Source organism: Tenacibaculum sp. TB-53 (assembly GCF_059716285.2).
Window position 1 is genome coordinate 3,107,506 of record NZ_CM202790.1, and the last position, 16,554, is coordinate 3,124,059.

Genomic DNA, 16,554 nt, shown 5'->3' on the forward strand with positions numbered 1-16,554 from the left:
TAACACAGCCAAAACATAATACGTATGGAAACGACTAATCTGAAACTAAGAGAAATTACAACTGAATATAGTAAGTTTAATGCTAATCAAGTGTTAACAGAAACACAACTCAATACATTTATCGACTATTTTGAAGATCAAAACCGTTTGTCGAGATTAGGTTTAAGTGGTGTTGGAATAGCCTGTGGGTTTCAGGTAACTCCAAAATTTACTATAGATAAAACAGCGGTGTCGAGTATTGAAATCACTCAAGGAGTAGCAGTAACTACTGATGGAGATTTAATTCAGTTTTTTGATTTAATAAAAGAAAACATAAAATCAAAAAAGTTTTCATTTTACAAAAAATTTGAGGATACCGACGGCAAATACGAGCGTTTTAGAAATACTCAAAAAAAGCAATATAATTTATGGGAATTGCATAGTGAAGAAAATGAGTCGCATACCCCTTTAATTGAGTTCCCAGAGATACAAAAAATGGCTGTTCTATTATATCTCGAACAATATTCAAACGAAGACGTATTATGTAATAAACTAACATGTGATAATCAAGGTATCGAGCAGATTAATAAGCTACGAGTATTACTTATAAGTATTGAAGACTTAGAAGCTATTGCATCAAAAGACACTATTTTTTTAAAACACAATTGGTATAAAATTAATGATGAGTTACCTGTTGTAAAAGCAAAAAGAGTGGTGTTAAATGAGAAAAACACCAAAACATTTTCAGAATTAAAAGCTCAGTTTGATAGTGTAATTAAAGACAAAAGTATAAGTGTAGATTTAATTGATGGTTTTGATACGATATTCTCAAAATTTCAAAAATCATCAATAACTACTAAAATAAAAGCATTATTTAATTATAGTCCGTTTGCTATTCCATTAGATTTTCAATACAGGTACGATGTTATCAAAGATTTGGTAGATACGTATAATGAAATTAAAGAACTTTTACTTCATATTAATGTAAACTGCTGTCCAAATATAGGAGCTTTTCCAAAGCATGTAATGTTAGGAAAGTTGGAAAAAGAAACAGCATATCCAGAATTACGTCACCGACTTTATAAATCAACTATTGTAGGTCATGAAAATGAAAACCTTCAAAAAATACAGTTGTTAATTAATAGAGCAATTGCTATTTCGAGTAATTATATAGGAAAAACAAAATCAGAAGATGTGGTAATAACCCCATCAAAAGCATATACTCCTTTAAGCGACAAAGCAATTCCTTTTTATTACAACGTTTCTTCACAGTTTTTAAAGAATTGGGATTTTAACAAAACAAAAAATTATAGAGACAACCAAAATTTAAGCTATCAAAAAGAGAATCTTAAAAAATCAGAAGCAATTCAAAACCCATTATCCTACAACATTGATAACAATGATTTTTATAGAATTGAAGGGCATCAAGGAAAAATGTATCGCGAAGCACTAGAGAAAATTTTGGACGATAAAAAAAAATACGGATTAAATTTTGATGTAAAAACACTTTCCATTAATACTACGAAACAAAACATCAACATTAATAATTATGAATGTGAGTTTGAAGATTTAAAAATGTTGTTAAACGCATGGAGAGCAGAACAAAATTGCATTTTATCAGAAGTAAGTAAAACATTTTCAGCGTTTAAATTAACCAATCCAAAGGTTAATATAGTAGTGGATAGGTTAATTCCATCAAAAGATAAAAGAATAAGTGCAACTGAAGAAGTAGCAGCGGACACTGCTTTTATGGACAAAGAAGTAATAAATAAAATGAAGTTCCTTTCTAAGGAAGAAACTAAAAAACGAGAAACAATATATAAATACAATAAAACTGTTTTAAATAAATACCAAGACTATCTGATTAATAAAGAAAATATTGTAAAAGAAAACTTGACGAAAGATGAAGACTCAATAGGCTATTTAATAGATCGTGTAATAGGTAAAAATAAAGAAGGATCCGCAAGTGATATTATTGTTGAATTGAATAAAGAAACCGAGGCTATAAAAGAAAAAGAAGTTTGGAAAGAAGAACCAACACTTAGTGATTTTATATTAACAGACCTTACAGAAACCTTAGTTCATACGTATATTTTAGACACAAAAATACCATTAAATATAAGAGATATAGATAGTCTTGTGCTAACAAGTTATAAACTAACAATAACAGAGCTTTGTAAGAAAGTAAAAAACCTACAAGCAAAGTACAACAGTACCTCATTGGAAGTTTCAACCAAACAAATTTTAGGTTTATTAATTAACCAATTATCTATTGTTTGTTGTTCAGGAAAAAAGTTAGAAACACTACTTTTAGAAATAGAAAAAAGAAAGAAAAAGATTCTAGAAAGAATACAACTTTCAGAATTTGTAAAACAACATCCAGGTCTTGAACATAAAGCAGGAGTTATTCCAGGAGGAACTTTTGTAATGGTATACGTTACCGAAAATGCAGCAGATAAAAACACGTTTGATGATGTAGTGCTAAACATCGTATTTAAAAATCAACCAGTAACTTCAGATAAAGAATCAGACATTACAAATAAGTTTATAAACTCGAAAGATTTAGCTTTCAGTAAAGATGAGATTAGTTATAAAAATGGAGGAATAATAAAGCTATGGGATAAAAGTTCAACTATAGAATTTTCATTTGTAGATGCGAATTATTTCAAAACAGCACATGCAAGATATATTAGTAACAATATAGTGCTTGTAGGCGAAACATTAGCAGAAACAGTTAGTAATTTTTCAGCTTTTTTAAATGGAATTTGGATTCAAACAGGAATGTCTAAAACTCTAAAAGCTGAAGAAACAGTTATAAACGAAGACGGTTCTGTAGGAATGCGTATTACTATTAAAGACCATTTAGTACCTAAAAACAAATATTTTTTACAGGTATATAACCCTGTTGTTTTAGAAACTAACAAAAAATTATATTTCGAAGAAAATACTGTAATTAAAGAAAATGAAACACTGAAAAATACAGTAGTAGCAGATTTTTCGCTACCGTATATGTGTTGTTCAGATTGTGCTCCAGTGAATTTCATAATTCCTAAAGAGCCACCATTTTTAAGCTTGCCAGTAAGTACTATTTGTTTGAAAAAAGATATAGAAATTGACTCTTTATTATTTACTGTAAGACCATTAGATGGAGAAGTAAAAGCAAATGTGCCTGAAGGTGTGGAGTCAGGAGTTTATTTAGATGAAGAAGATAAAAGATGGAAAATTGATGTAACTAAAATAGATAAAAGTTTATTAGGTAAACCAATTAAATTTATGGTTAATGATGAGCCTACAGATTGTGAACTTATTGTATATCCAGCATTAGAGTTATTAGTTGAAGTAGAACAACCTATTGAATATAATGAGAATAAATCGAAAGCAAGAGTAACCTATGTGTTACATTGGAAAGACACTGATTTTGTAAATGCTAATTTCTTTAATAACATCAAGTACTCTTGGGACTTTATGGGAGATGGTACTAGAGTGGAACGTACACCTATAAATAATAAAGTTTTTCAAAATTATGGATTGCCAATTGATGATATAAACAATGAGATACACCCAGGATTGAAAATTTCATTAGGACCATGTTCGAAAGAAATACCTATAAATCCAATAAAATTTGATACACTAACACCATCTGAATTAGCTATTCAACCATCATATTGTATCGATTTTACTAAAGAAAAAACAGCAAGAATTCCATTTACGAATGTTAATGGAACAATAACCATTGCAAATGGAGCCATAAATGGAGTAACGATTGAAAACAATGAACTAGTTGTTGATGTAGCAGTTTTTGAAAATTATGGTCAAATAATTGAGTTTTTAGAAGATGGGCAAACAACCAATGCAAGAATCACGATTCATGAAGTTAAGCAAATAAGTATTTCAGAACGAAGTGAATCGAGATTTATATGGAAAGATGGACAATTATTTTATGAAGCAGTTTTCGAAGCTATCCTTCCAGAAGGAGTAAAACCAGAAGGGTTAAAATTCAATTGGAGTGTAAATGGTATTGAGTCGGGAGCTGAACTTTTTAATCCTAAATTATTAGTTAAAGAAGGAATAGAAAATACATATACAGTAACACTTGCAATTACTGATGGTAATGGCTGTTTCTCAACTGCAAAGTTTACAAAGACTATTGCATTTCCAGAGTTTACAATAAACATACCAACCACTTTTTGTTTAAGTGATAAAGAGCCTTATCCTGTTGCAGTAAGACCAAAAATTGAAGGAGTACAACTCACAGGTGGAAATGTAAAGTTTAATGAAGAAATAAAATCATGGGAGTTTGTACCAGCTAATTCTGGACTAACTAATTCAGGAACTGTAAGTATTGGTATTGTAGGAACATTTGTAACACAAACAATTAACCTTACAGCAACACCACAAGCAAGTTTTACACATAGTTTTGATTCAAAAACTAGAATAGTATCATTAACAAATACTTCAGAAAAGGGAGACGAGTATGTTTGGGTAATTAATGGAGTTGAAAGAGAACCTCAAATAAAAAGAACAACAATAACAGAAGACCTGAGCAACTTTGATGGAGATTCAGTAAAAGTCTCTTTAACGGTAGCAAGTAAGTGCGGAGAGCATACAACAACAGAAGTTATAGAAATAGAAAAAATACAAGATAAAACCTGTGAGGAAATAACAAAAGGAGCAATTGACAATTACTATAAATCGAATAAATTTAGTATGAATGATGGAATTGTTGGAAGTAAGGTTAACATGACTGTAGTAGTTCCTACAAATGATATATATATAAAAATAATAGACGATAAAAGCAATTCTTATTTAACTGGAAAAAACAACAATCAATTAACTGAACTGTTTTTAGATTTATTAAATAATACGTGGATGCTTTCTTTACAGAACGCTGATAATAGAGCGTTACTTGTAAAATATTATAAAGCACAGGTAAGATTATTCTTTAATATTCTTCATTGTCAAAAGCAAACAGTTTTAGAGTCAGATGAAATCAAACAAGACCTCCTAGATTTGTTAATTGAAATTAACACAGGGTTTACGGAAGGACAAATAAAAAAAGAAGAAGCTTTATTAGAGTTTTTAAGAAAATGTTCAGTAGAAATTCAAGCCGAATACATATCTAAGTTTATAAAAGAAAACTTAATACAAACCGCATAATGGCTGCCCTAGAACATACCATACAAAAAGCATTTGTTGAGGTAAATACGAAAAGTAAAAAAGTAGCAGAAGAGTGTAAAAATACTATCGAAAACTTTTTACAGAAAGAAGTATTTCCAGAAATAGAAAAATATTTTAACTCTCAAGAAATCGAGTATGAAGCAAACATTCAACAAATAGAAAATTTAAATATTGAGGTTAATATATCTAATAGCAATACATCTATAAACGATAGCAGCACAAAGAGAGAAATAAAAGAACAACTTATAACAAAGCTAAAAGCAATTTTTAAAGCACCAGAATTGCACAAAGTAACTATAAAAAAGGTTACTACAACAGAATCTAAATTAGATACTTTTTTTCACTTTTTGCAACACGGTACAACAGCTTGGTGGAATCAAAAAGAAGAGAAAAGTTTTACAAAAAAGATGTTGTTTGAAATAACAGAAAGTCAATTTTTTGAAGAGCGCTTTTTAAAATCATTAAGAGATCAAGTTCAACAGAATAGATTAATTCAACAGTTTAAGACTGAAGAATTACAAATATTATTCCTAGGAGTTTTCAGTAAACCAGAAGGATATGAGGCTTTCCTATCAACAATTAAAAAGTTTGATTTTAAGAATCATGAGATAAAAAACAGCGTATGGGAGTTTTTTATTAAAGCAACAATTAATAATGATTTTTCAAGAATAGTAGATGAAATTCTAGAAGAAATAATAATATTAAAAAGAACAACATTTCTAAAGGATTATACAGAAGAGTTAATGTTTTTTTTAGGAGAATTGATTTTGGAAAGCACAATATTTAAAAATCAAATTAATGTTAAAAAACTAAAAGAGCTTGGGATTAAAATTGATAAAAATAAACTTAAAAATGTTGATAAAAAACATCAAAAGCTAAAAGAAGGAAATATAGAAGTTTCTGAAGGGTTTGATAAAAATCATAAAAAAGATAAAGAAGTAAATACCATTCAATTAAATAAAATAGACTTTGAAGTTACCAACCATGGTCAAGATATAATTAAGGAAGAAAATCTAGAGAAGAATAAAATTGTAGATGAAAAATTAACATTTAAAAATAAAGAAATAAACAGTCTTAAATTACCTATTTCAGTTGAAGAAAAAGAGAATAAAAACAAAAAAGAAACCTTAAAGAAGCAAACATCATCAAAAGAGAAAAGTAAAGAAGTAAAAGAAGAATTAAGAATAAAAATGCAAGCGAAAAGTAAGAATCCTTATGAAGATAAAGGAGTAAACTTGAAAACGGAGAAAATTACTGACGACCAAAAGAGAGCTGAATATAAAAGGAGACATCAAGAAGCGTTAAAAAACACTTTTTCAAGTAAAAAAGAAGTTACAAGTGAGTCTAAATCACATCTTATTAGAAATGCTGGATTAATTTTATTACACCCCTTTTTAAAGCAGTTTTTCAATTCATGTGGTTTTCTAGACAATGACAACAAAATTATCAAACCCAATGAAGCAGTTCACTTGCTACATTATGTAGCAACTAAAAAAGAACAACAGTTTGAAAACAATTTAATTTTCGAAAAATTTTTGTGCAACCTACCCATACAAAGTTCTATTGAAAGAAATGTAGTACTGAGTGATGAACTTAAAGAAAAATCAGAGGAATTGTTAAGAGCAGTACTTCAAAATTGGGCGGTTTTAAAAAACTCTTCAAACGACCTATTGCGTAATGAGTATTTACAAAGAGAAGGAAAACTAGATTTAACCAAGGACAATCCTACGCTAACAGTTGAAAGAAAAACACAAGATATTTTAATAGATACCAAATTACCATGGAATTTAAGCTTATGTAAACTTCCTTGGATGAAGGAATTAATCTTTACGAATTGGTAAAATATAACTAAAACTTTAAAAGTCATGTTTAAAAGAGATAAAAAACCAGAAGCTAATAACGTTCAAGCAAAAGATAAAAAAAAGGATTTGTTTATTCAGCCGAAGCTAGCATTTGGAAGAAAAGGAGATCAATATGAAGTTGAAGCAGATAATATGGCTGATAAAGTTGTAGGAAATAATAATGAAGCTAATTCAATACAAAAAAAAGAAAATGAAGAAGAAATACAGCAAAAACCATTGGCTTCTGAAGTAACACCTTTAGTACAAAAAACGGAATCTTCAGAAGAAGAACAACCTGTACAAAGTAAACAAGAAGAGGAGTCAATTCAGAAGAAGGAAGAGAAAGAAACAATACAATCGAAGTGCGATGATTGTGAAAAAGAAGAAAAAGTACAAAAGCAAGAAGAAGAGGAAGCGGTGCAGTCAAAATCAGAAAATAACGCTTCAGCATCTAATCAACCTTCTTTTGAAAGTAAATTAAAAGGAGGAAACGGAGGTAAAAAAATGGATGGGCAAACCAAAAGTGAAATGGAATCAGGTTTTGGAGCTGATTTTAGTCATGTAAACATTCACAACGATTCAGAAGCCGCTCAAATGAGTCAAGAAATAGGTGCGCAGGCATTTACACACGGAAATAATATTTATTTTAATGAAGGAAAATACAATCCAAATTCCAAAGAAGGAAAACATTTGTTAGCGCATGAGTTAACACATACAATTCAGCAAAAAGGAATGGTACAAAAAAAAGTACAAAAGCAATCAGGAGGATCAGGAGGGTTTGACAGTACCATATCTATTAGACATAGATATTTAAAGTCGCGAGAATTTCAAGTGTCAAATGGTAATGTGACTTTGACAAGTAATGCACAATGGGATAGAGGAACAGATAATTGTGGTTCAGGAAATTACTGGGTCATTTTACATGAAAAAGGAATAATATATGATTCCAGTTATGATGAAAAAACATTTTCTGTAACTCGATCAAATACAGGTAATTGGAGCGGTTTGCCAGATGGGACTTACTATATTACATTTCATGTTCCCAGTACTAATCCACATTGTGTTTTACAAGGGGATGTAAGTGTAAGAACATAAAAAATAATGTTACCTAAAAATTTAAAGATACAAACTAGATAAGAACAATGTTTTCACCAAAAACCCAACATACCACAAAACCAATTTCTTCAAAACCAAATGGAGGAGGAAGCTTTATTCAACCTAAATTAAATGTTGGGAAACCAGGTGATAAATATGAGGTAGAGGCAGATAGAGCTGCGGATAAAATAGTAGCGAAAGGAAAAGAAACCCCAAACTCTTTTTTCGCACCAACAGTTCAAAAGAAAAATGAAGAAGAGATTCAAAAACAAGAATCTAACGAACAAGAAGTTCAGCAAAAACCTTTGGTTGATTCTATAAGTCCAGTAGTTCAATTAGCCTCAGAAAATAATCTTCAAAAGGAAGAGGAGGAAGTTCAAAAATCAGAAGATGAAAATACTCAACAAGTAACAGAAGAAAATCTACAAGCCAAAGAAGATAACACTACATCATTTAGCAATGAGTTAATTCAACAAAAACCAGAAGAAGAAATCCAAGAAAAAGAAGAGGAGGAGGTTCAAGAAAAAGAGGAAGAAGAAGTTCAGCAATTACAAATGGCTGGAGGAGACGATAATTCCTCGCTAGAAGGTGATTTGAGTAGCTCAAAGGGAGGGGGAAGTTCACTACCTTCAAATACTCAAAATGAAATGGAGTCAGGTTTTGGAGCTGATTTTAGCGGTGTACGAATTCATAACGATAGTAATGCTGTACAGATGAATAAAAAATTAGGTTCTCAAGCATTTACCAATGGAAATGACATCTATTTTAATGAAGGAAAATACAATCCTTCATCAGAGTCAGGAAAACATTTGTTAGCGCATGAGTTAACCCACACTGTACAACAAGGAGCGTCACCAGCTAATGGGGTTCAAGCTAAAATGGAGTCTGATTCGAGTATACCACAAATCCAAAAGCAAGAAGGAGAGGGTAACGGAAATCAAAATGAAGATCAGCAGCCAGATAATCCACAAAATGATCAAAATTCTAACACTCAAAACGAAAATAATCAATCACAAACAAACAATCAGCAAGGGAATCAAAATGGAGAAGGTAGTGGCAATCAAAACAATACTCAGCAATCAAATGCTCAGCAAAACAGTCAGAATAATAATCAGAGTTCTAATAATCAACCGTCTAATAATAGTCAGCAAGGGAATCAAAATGGAGGTACTAATCGTAATCAAAGCAATAACCAACAACCTAATAATCCACAAAACGACCAAGTTCCTAATACTCAAAATTCAAATAATCAACAAGCTAATAACGAACAAAGGAATCAGAATGCTGGACAAAGTAACCAACAAGGTGGACCACAAACTACTGCTGGTGATCCCCCTGTAGTGTTTCCAACTTTTGAGGCTTTTACATCATTTGTTCAGAAGAGAAAGCAAGCGGTCGAGAATTTTTATACAGAGCAAAATGCAGCCGTTGATAATTTTATAAGAATGGAGCAGGAAAGAGCAATTAATGAAGTAAATGCTCAGATAACTCGACTTCAAACTGCACAAACACAAGTTGTTGTAGGGGTTAATCGTAAATTTAATGAAGTTAAAACAGCTATTGAAACAAAACGAGCTAATGAAATTGAAAATGCTAGAGAAAATGCGAGATTAGAATTAGAACGAATAGATCAAATTACAAGAATTAAACAAGAAACTATTCGTTCGAGAGGAGAAAGTAAAGCACAAGCTGTTCTTGATGGAGCAGGTGAGCAAGTAAGTAGACTTAATAGTTCTACTACAGAGAAGGAAAATGAAGTTGGTAATATTATAAGAAGAAAATCACGCCAATATTCTGGAAGAGATAATGCAGACCAAGTTACCCAATCAGCATGGGATACTAAATCAGATACCGTTGGTAAGATCAGAGAATCTGGTAATACTATACGAGATTCAATTACTACTCATTCGAGAGACTTGGCAAGAAATTATCGGGAAGACTCTTCAAATATTGCTCTAAAATTTGGAGAAACTAGTGTTGAAGCACGTGAAAGAGTCATTGAAAATAGAGATGAAACTATAACTGCATTAAGAGATGCAGGTCAAGAATCTATCGATAGTTTGCGTACTGAGACTACCAATTTAGTGAGTGAGGTAAATCGTGGTATTAATGAGCAAATTAGTGCGCTTAGAGGAATACCACAACGAATTAGAGAGGAATTATATGATGTTGAAATTCATGTTAAAGCTAAGCTTAGGGAGGACAAGGCAAAGTCTATAGCAGATATTGATGAGTTTGCAAAGGATGTCGGTGAAATATACTGGCACAGAGACGAAGTTGCTGAAGCTCAAGAAGATTTAAATCAAGCCATTACAGACCAAGAAAATGACGTTACTACTTTTGTTGAAGATGCTAATGGAAGGCTAATAACAGGCGTTACAAGTTTTATAAACGAACTGGTTAGTACCCAAAATACAGTTATACCAAGTTTTACAAGAATACTAACAGATTACATTACTGCAGCAACCCGTTTACAAACTGACGTTTTTGGTGTTATCGACGAAGTTGTTAGAGATTCTGCGGATGCTTCACGTGCTGTAGGAGATGAATTAGAAACAGGATTTGATGATAAGATTAGCGAAGAAGAAACACGTTGGGATTCGCAATTAGATGATGATTTGCAGGATATGCGAGATCGTGTGTCAGATGGCATCTCTGAGCAGGAAAATATTTTAGAACGTTTTGAATCTAATCTGGATGCAGAATTTAATAAAGGCGATGATTTTTGGTCTTTTGTAAGAGGTGTATTTGCTGGTTTTTGGGAAGGGTTTACTAGCCTATTGAGTGCGATATGGGAAGCAATGGGTACACTTATTTTCTGGATTGTTGTTCTTGTTGTTGTACTTATTATTGTATTCTTAGTTGTTGTTGTTGGAATTACTTTGGCTGCCATTGGAAAAGTCCTTTTAATTATTGGTATTGTAATTGGGATTATTGCTTTTGTATATTTCTTAGTGGCTGCCATCGTTACAGAAGGTTTGACACCTTATGAACGAGGAAGGTTATTAGGTAAGGGATTATTTGAACTTGCATTTGGATTAATAGGCACAGGCGTTTACGCAAAATTAATGGGGTGGATACCTCGTATTGCGAGCCTTGTTACGATATTTTCTCGAATTCAGAGAATATTAATATTCTTAAGACTGGTGCTTCGATCTAAAGACTTAAAAGCTCTCATAAGAATTATTGATGCTGCTCAGGATCTTGTAGGTCTACTTAAAATTTTAGCTAAAACGAATTTTCTTGATGATATGATTAGGTTGTTAGATCAAGCAGGTGATTTAAATAGAATCATTCGTGTTTTGGTAGCCGTAGATGACGTAGATGCTTTATTCTTGTTAATTAAAAATGCCGATGATATTGGTCAGATACTCACCATGATGGAACGCGCCATAGCTCTTGGTAAAGGAAATACTTTAGTTCGAATTTTATCTGAAACAACCGAATTAACCCGATTACTTCAAATATTAGCAAGATCTGGAGATGATTTTGGCAGAGTTATTAAAGTTTTAGAAGATGCACCAGAGCTTAATCAGATGATTTTGGCTATGACTAAAGCGATTGATGAACTTCCAAGATTTTTAGCACTTGCAAGTAAAGAGGGTACGGATTTATCTGTATTAGCAAAACTTTTTAATAGTGCAGACGATACTGCAGCGCTATTTAAAACTCTTGAGGGAGCAGATGATTTAGCTAAATCGATGCGGATTTTAGATAGTGTTGATAATCTAAATACATTGCTAAGAGTTTTAAATGATGCCGATGATTTAAACAGAGTTTTACTACTATTCGACAATGTAACTGATTTTAATCTCCTTGTAGAAGTTTTAGGAAGAACTAATGAGTTACCAAAATTATTAACTTACTTAGAAGGTAGAGCTAATAATATTGATGATATTGTCCGTGCATTACAACAATTAGGAGGGGAATTGGATGATTTCCTTAGATTAATGGATGAGCCTAGTATGTCATTATTTAGAATGGATTCTTTATTATTCATGGATAATTTCACAGTAGCACGCTTTAGAACTTTATTGGCACATGCTGGAGGGAATTTAAATGAGCTATTTAGTGTATTGGATGAAATAGGTGATCTACAAAAAATGATCGATTATATTACTCACTTTACAGATTTCCAATCTTTAAAGCAAGTTGTCGATAAAGCTAAAGCTTCTAATATGACTATTATTGTAGAGTTTTTAGATGCCTGTGTAAGTGATGGCTTTAAAAACTGGGCACACCTCGAAGAGTTCTTTAATAGAGCTGTAGCAGCTGGTGTTTCCACACCAAGTGGTTGGAGAGATTTAATTAGTTATGCCAGAAATTTTATTGCAGAAGGCGCTTCCAATTTTACTGCTTATCCAGGAAGAACAACAGCTGGCACTGGAGGTGTAGCGAGTAAAGTGTTTACCCTGTCAGATGGCACAACACTTACGGTAACTGTTGAAGCGGCTGATATTTTCCATTATATTAGCAGACATACTTGGAAGTATTTTAGATTAACTATGGGTAATGTTGAAGATTTAAATGGTATGTGGCAAGTTGGAACTGGTGTTGGCGATGTTAGAAGAATAGCAACCGATTTATTAAATCATGCCGATCTCCAGACTTTTATAGGAACAATGCTAAGTGGACAAAATAGAGTTAAAACGGGTATTACAGTTAGTGGTGTTATTCATGATGTACGTGTAAATTTAAACGGAGTAAATGGCTTAGTTTCAATTTATCCAATAGGAGGAACAGGTGTGATTAGCCTATCAAAAGATATTATGAAAGCAGCAGTAAGACTTTTCTTGAGTATATAAATAAAAAAGAATACAGATATGATAACATTATGCACATTTAATCCTGATGACGATTATGACTTGAATTTTCCTGAGAGTATGACGTCTTTAAAGGACTATGTTTTAGATAAACCTTTATGGAATATGGCACCAGAGGATACTTTAATTATTTTCGACGCATTGTCTGAGGAGCAAAATATGCAAATTAACAAATTTGGACTTCTTGATTTTTTAATCCCTCAGTTAGAACAAGTGTTTATTCAATTAAAAGAAGGAAAAGATACATTACTCCGAACAGCAGGTGATTATGAGGCTACATTTTTTCTTTTTGAGCCTAAAGGTTCTATGGTGTATTTTTCAATATTAGGTTCATTTCCTAATGAACTTAATAGCTATTATCCCCTTTTAGACTCTCCATTGTATACTTCTGAAGCGGTAAATCAATATGAAAAATTATATGATTATTTAGCAGATTATAAAGCAGTTTTAAAAGAAAATCCTAATAAAAGTTTTTTAGCTAACACGATCACCAATATTTCTATGCCATTAGGAAAGCTATTAACAGAAATTGAAAATCAAATATACTGGGCAAAAGAAACAATGAAAAAGATTTATAATCAAACCTAATAATATACTAGATTTCTCATAGAAAACTATTATTAATAAAATATGTTCGCTGCAAAAACTACTACTTTAAAACCAAAACCACCGGGACATTCTTCGCAGAATGATTCTTTTATTCAACCTAAATTAAATGTTGGGAAGCCTGGTGATAAATATGAGGTAGAGGCAGATAGAACTGCGGATAAAATAGTAGCGAAAGGAAAAGAAACTCCAAACTCTTTTTTCGCACCCACAGTTCAAAAGAAAAACGAAGAAGAGATTCAAAAACAAGAATCAAATGAACAAGAAGTTCAGCAAAAACCTTTAGTTGATTCTATAAGTCCAGTAGTTCAATTAGCCTCAAAAAATAATCTTCAAAAGGAAGAGGAGGAAGTTCAAAAATCAGAAGATGAAAAATCAATATGTTATAAATCGAACTCAGGCTAAATAATATGTGATAGAGGTAATCTAAGACATACATGTATAGAGCAATAGATGTTTAATCAATTGAACACACAAAAAACATGGATACATTAATAAACAATACAAACACAAAAACAGAACTACAAGAAGTCGTTTCTTTTTTAAGAGAAATAATTTACGCTAGATTGTCTTTAGAATTTCATGGGAATGATTTTTTAGAACTGGATATAAATTTTGAAAAGAGTAACTCTACCATAGCCTCGTTTATAAAAACTAATAAATTGAGTTATGTAGATAAAGTACTATTGTTCTTAAGTATAATACCGAATATTTCACCAAATTTCTTTAATACCATTATTTCCGATTTTTTACCCAATGGAGGAGAGCTTCCTGAGTTTGGTGGAGTAAAAGGGAAAAATCATAGAGGTATTATACCAACGGTTGAAACAGCGTTATATATCTTGGCAGGCAAAGATGTAGAAGAACGTAAGAAACTAACAAGTTTTATACTATGTGAGAGTAAACTCATCAAAAACTCCATCATAGAAATAGAAAAAATGCCTTATGGAGAGCCACAAATGAGTGGAAAAATAATTCTTGTTCAAGAATACGTGCATTTATTTTTAACAAGTAAACAACTAAAACCACAATTAAGTCAAGATTTTCCAGCAAGCTTAATAACCACAGATTTAGAGTGGGAAGATTTAGTATTAAAAGAAAAAACGCTGAATGATGTTAAAGAGATAGAAAATTGGTTAGCCTATAAAGAAGTATTAATGAATGACTGGGGTATGGCTTCAAAAATAAAACCAGGATATCGCGTGTTGTTTTGTGGACTCCCAGGAACAGGAAAGACATTAACAGCTGGCCTGTTAGGAAAGTATACAGGGAAGGATGTGTATCGAGTAGATTTATCTATGGTTGTATCAAAATATATAGGAGAAACAGAAAAAAACTTATCTAAACTATTTGATAAATCCATTAATAAAGATTGGATTTTATTTTTTGACGAAGCTGATGCTATCTTCGGAAAAAGAACCAGTGTAAGAGATGCCCACGATAAATATGCCAATCAAGAAGTGTCGTATTTACTACAACGCATAGAAGCACATCCAGGTCTTATAATTTTAGCCTCTAACTTTAAAAATAATATTGACACGGCATTTACACGTCGCTTTAATAATATTATAGAGTTTGAAACACCAAACTATGAGGAGAGGCTAGCTTTATGGAAAAACAATTTACCTAAAAACGTTGAACTTGAAGAATTAATTACTGTAGAAGAATTGGCTAAAAAATTCAACCTTACAGGAGCCAACATCGTAAATGTAATTCAATATGCGTGTTTAAAGACTATCGGCAGTAAAGGAAAAAAAATTTTAAGGCAATACTTATTAGAAGGAGTAAAAAGAGAATACACAAAAGAAGGAAAAACAATTAATATCAAACTTTAAAAAGAGCAGTAATGAAAACAATCAATCAAATAAATGGTATTCCTCTACATTATGCTAGATTAACGAATCACCCTTATGGAACAAGAGGAGAGCAACGTAATTTTTCAATTGATGAAAGTTTTTTAAGTATTTTAGAAAATGCACTTCAAGAAGTTTTTGAACATTGTCCTCTAGGGATACCTGAAGTAATTACGACTGCAGGGATTTTTGTAGACAAACCAGGACAGCATAGTCACGGAAAAGCATTTGATTTAGATGCTGTTTTTTGGAGTGATGAAACCTTAGTTACAACTAATTTTATTCATCAAAAAGAGTTATATCTTGGAATAGAGTCCTTTTTAAGAAAGCACTTTGGTATTGTATTAAATTATTATTATCCAAACCATAAAGATCATTGGCATGTTGATACGAGTGTACCTGTTGATTATAATGAAACATCAAAATCAGAAACACTGTATTTACAATTAGTTTTAAAGCATATATATAAAGAAGAAATTTTGGTAGACGGTATTTGGGGAAGACAAACTTCAGGAGTAGTAAAAGAAGTTTTTGAAAGATTAGGAATTAATACACCTATAACTACAAAAGCAAACTATATAAAGTTTTTAGATGTAACAGGAAAAATTGCATTTAAGTTATATGAAGAAAATACTTCTCCTAAACACTTGTTAAGTAACTTAACAGAAGTAATTGAAAATTTACCACAACAAAACAAAACAGCAGTTCGAGAAGCACTCAATAGTTTTTTAAATCACGAAGAAACAGCAACATGGTTGGGCGATTTTGAAGAAAATCATAATTTGGATGCTATTATAGAAGAAATTACAGACTAAAGCTTTATTTGGTAAACTGATTTTTAAACCAAACCTTTTTCCAAACTCTTTTTAAAATCAAAAAAGTAAGACATTCGGTGTATACATTAATATCTGTTGACTCGATATTTTGTGTGTCTTTTTCAGAAATATCTATACGGTATAAAAGATTTGTATAAGAATTAAAATCATGTAAAATTAATTCCTTTACTGATTTTTGAAGTTGCTCTTTTAACTCAGAAGGGGTGCTATTTGCAGAAAAATCTAAATCAAATCCAGTTAGACTAAAATCTTTGTTAAGTTGAACTATAAGTTGTTTATATAACTTTTGGTTAGCTACATTTGTTAATAGGTCGATACTGTTTTGATAACTAGGTAGCATTTT

The 16,554-nt window shown here is 31.4% G+C and carries 9 protein-coding genes; 8 read left to right on the top strand and 1 reads right to left on the bottom strand.

The features are described from left to right. Positions 1–24: 24 nt before the first annotated feature. The 8 genes from AC3VJB_RS14275 to AC3VJB_RS14310 all read left to right on the top strand — a co-directional run bounded on the left by AC3VJB_RS14275 (position 25) and on the right by AC3VJB_RS14310 (position 16,190). Positions 25–5,136 carry a PKD domain-containing protein gene (locus AC3VJB_RS14275; RefSeq protein ID WP_497667272.1) on the top strand — a complete coding sequence of 1,704 codons (5,112 nt, stop codon included), beginning with the start codon at positions 25–27 and terminating at the stop codon, positions 5,134–5,136. Beyond that, complete coding sequence (locus AC3VJB_RS14280; protein ID WP_497667273.1) at positions 5,136–6,998, top strand: contractile injection system tape measure protein; 1,863 nt, start codon at positions 5,136–5,138, stop codon at positions 6,996–6,998. Before AC3VJB_RS14275 ends, AC3VJB_RS14280 begins: the two co-directional genes overlap by 1 nt. 24 nt (positions 6,999–7,022) lie before the next feature. Then, positions 7,023–8,093 (top strand): eCIS core domain-containing protein, encoded by a 1,071-nt coding sequence (locus AC3VJB_RS14285; protein WP_437823689.1) that lies wholly within the window; start codon positions 7,023–7,025, stop codon positions 8,091–8,093. Between the two features lie 47 nt (positions 8,094–8,140). Then, a complete protein-coding gene (locus AC3VJB_RS14290) occupies positions 8,141–12,898 on the top strand; it encodes an eCIS core domain-containing protein (protein WP_437823691.1) in 4,758 nt (1,585 codons plus the stop codon). An 18-nt stretch (positions 12,899–12,916) separates the two neighbouring features. Continuing rightward, a complete protein-coding gene (locus AC3VJB_RS14295; RefSeq protein ID WP_497667274.1) occupies positions 12,917–13,504 on the top strand; it encodes a hypothetical protein in 588 nt (195 codons plus the stop codon). A 42-nt stretch (positions 13,505–13,546) separates the two neighbouring features. Beyond that, the gene (locus AC3VJB_RS14300; protein ID WP_437823695.1) at positions 13,547–13,927 is read left to right on the top strand and encodes a hypothetical protein; all 381 of its coding nucleotides are present in this window, start codon (positions 13,547–13,549) and stop codon (positions 13,925–13,927) included. 77 nt (positions 13,928–14,004) lie between these two features. Next, on the top strand, positions 14,005–15,357 hold the full coding sequence (locus AC3VJB_RS14305) for an ATP-binding protein (RefSeq protein WP_497667275.1): 1,353 nt from the start codon (positions 14,005–14,007) through the stop codon (positions 15,355–15,357). 11 nt (positions 15,358–15,368) lie between these two features. Continuing rightward, positions 15,369–16,190 (top strand): uS11 family ribosomal protein, encoded by an 822-nt coding sequence (locus tag AC3VJB_RS14310; RefSeq protein ID WP_437823698.1) that lies wholly within the window; start codon positions 15,369–15,371, stop codon positions 16,188–16,190. A 4-nt stretch (positions 16,191–16,194) separates the two neighbouring features. Here the strand turns inward: AC3VJB_RS14310 and AC3VJB_RS14315 are convergent, their stop codons facing one another. Further along, positions 16,195–16,551 (bottom strand): hypothetical protein, encoded by a 357-nt coding sequence (locus tag AC3VJB_RS14315; RefSeq protein ID WP_437823699.1) that lies wholly within the window; start codon positions 16,549–16,551, stop codon positions 16,195–16,197. Positions 16,552–16,554: the final 3 nt, after the last annotated feature.

Excerpts from the sequence above, each read along its gene's own strand:
- AC3VJB_RS14275 (WP_497667272.1), top strand. The coding sequence starts at position 25 with ATGGAAACGACTAATCTGAAACTAAGAGAAATTACAACTGAATATAGT.
- AC3VJB_RS14280 (WP_497667273.1), top strand. The coding sequence starts at position 5,136 with ATGGCTGCCCTAGAACATACCATACAAAAAGCATTTGTTGAGGTAAAT.
- AC3VJB_RS14285 (WP_437823689.1), top strand. The coding sequence starts at position 7,023 with ATGTTTAAAAGAGATAAAAAACCAGAAGCTAATAACGTTCAAGCAAAA.
- AC3VJB_RS14290 (WP_437823691.1), top strand. The coding sequence starts at position 8,141 with ATGTTTTCACCAAAAACCCAACATACCACAAAACCAATTTCTTCAAAA.
- AC3VJB_RS14295 (WP_497667274.1), top strand. The coding sequence starts at position 12,917 with ATGATAACATTATGCACATTTAATCCTGATGACGATTATGACTTGAAT.
- AC3VJB_RS14300 (WP_437823695.1), top strand. The coding sequence starts at position 13,547 with ATGTTCGCTGCAAAAACTACTACTTTAAAACCAAAACCACCGGGACAT.
- AC3VJB_RS14305 (WP_497667275.1), top strand. The coding sequence starts at position 14,005 with ATGGATACATTAATAAACAATACAAACACAAAAACAGAACTACAAGAA.
- AC3VJB_RS14310 (WP_437823698.1), top strand. The coding sequence starts at position 15,369 with ATGAAAACAATCAATCAAATAAATGGTATTCCTCTACATTATGCTAGA.
- AC3VJB_RS14315 (WP_437823699.1), bottom strand. The coding sequence starts at position 16,551 with ATGCTACCTAGTTATCAAAACAGTATCGACCTATTAACAAATGTAGCT.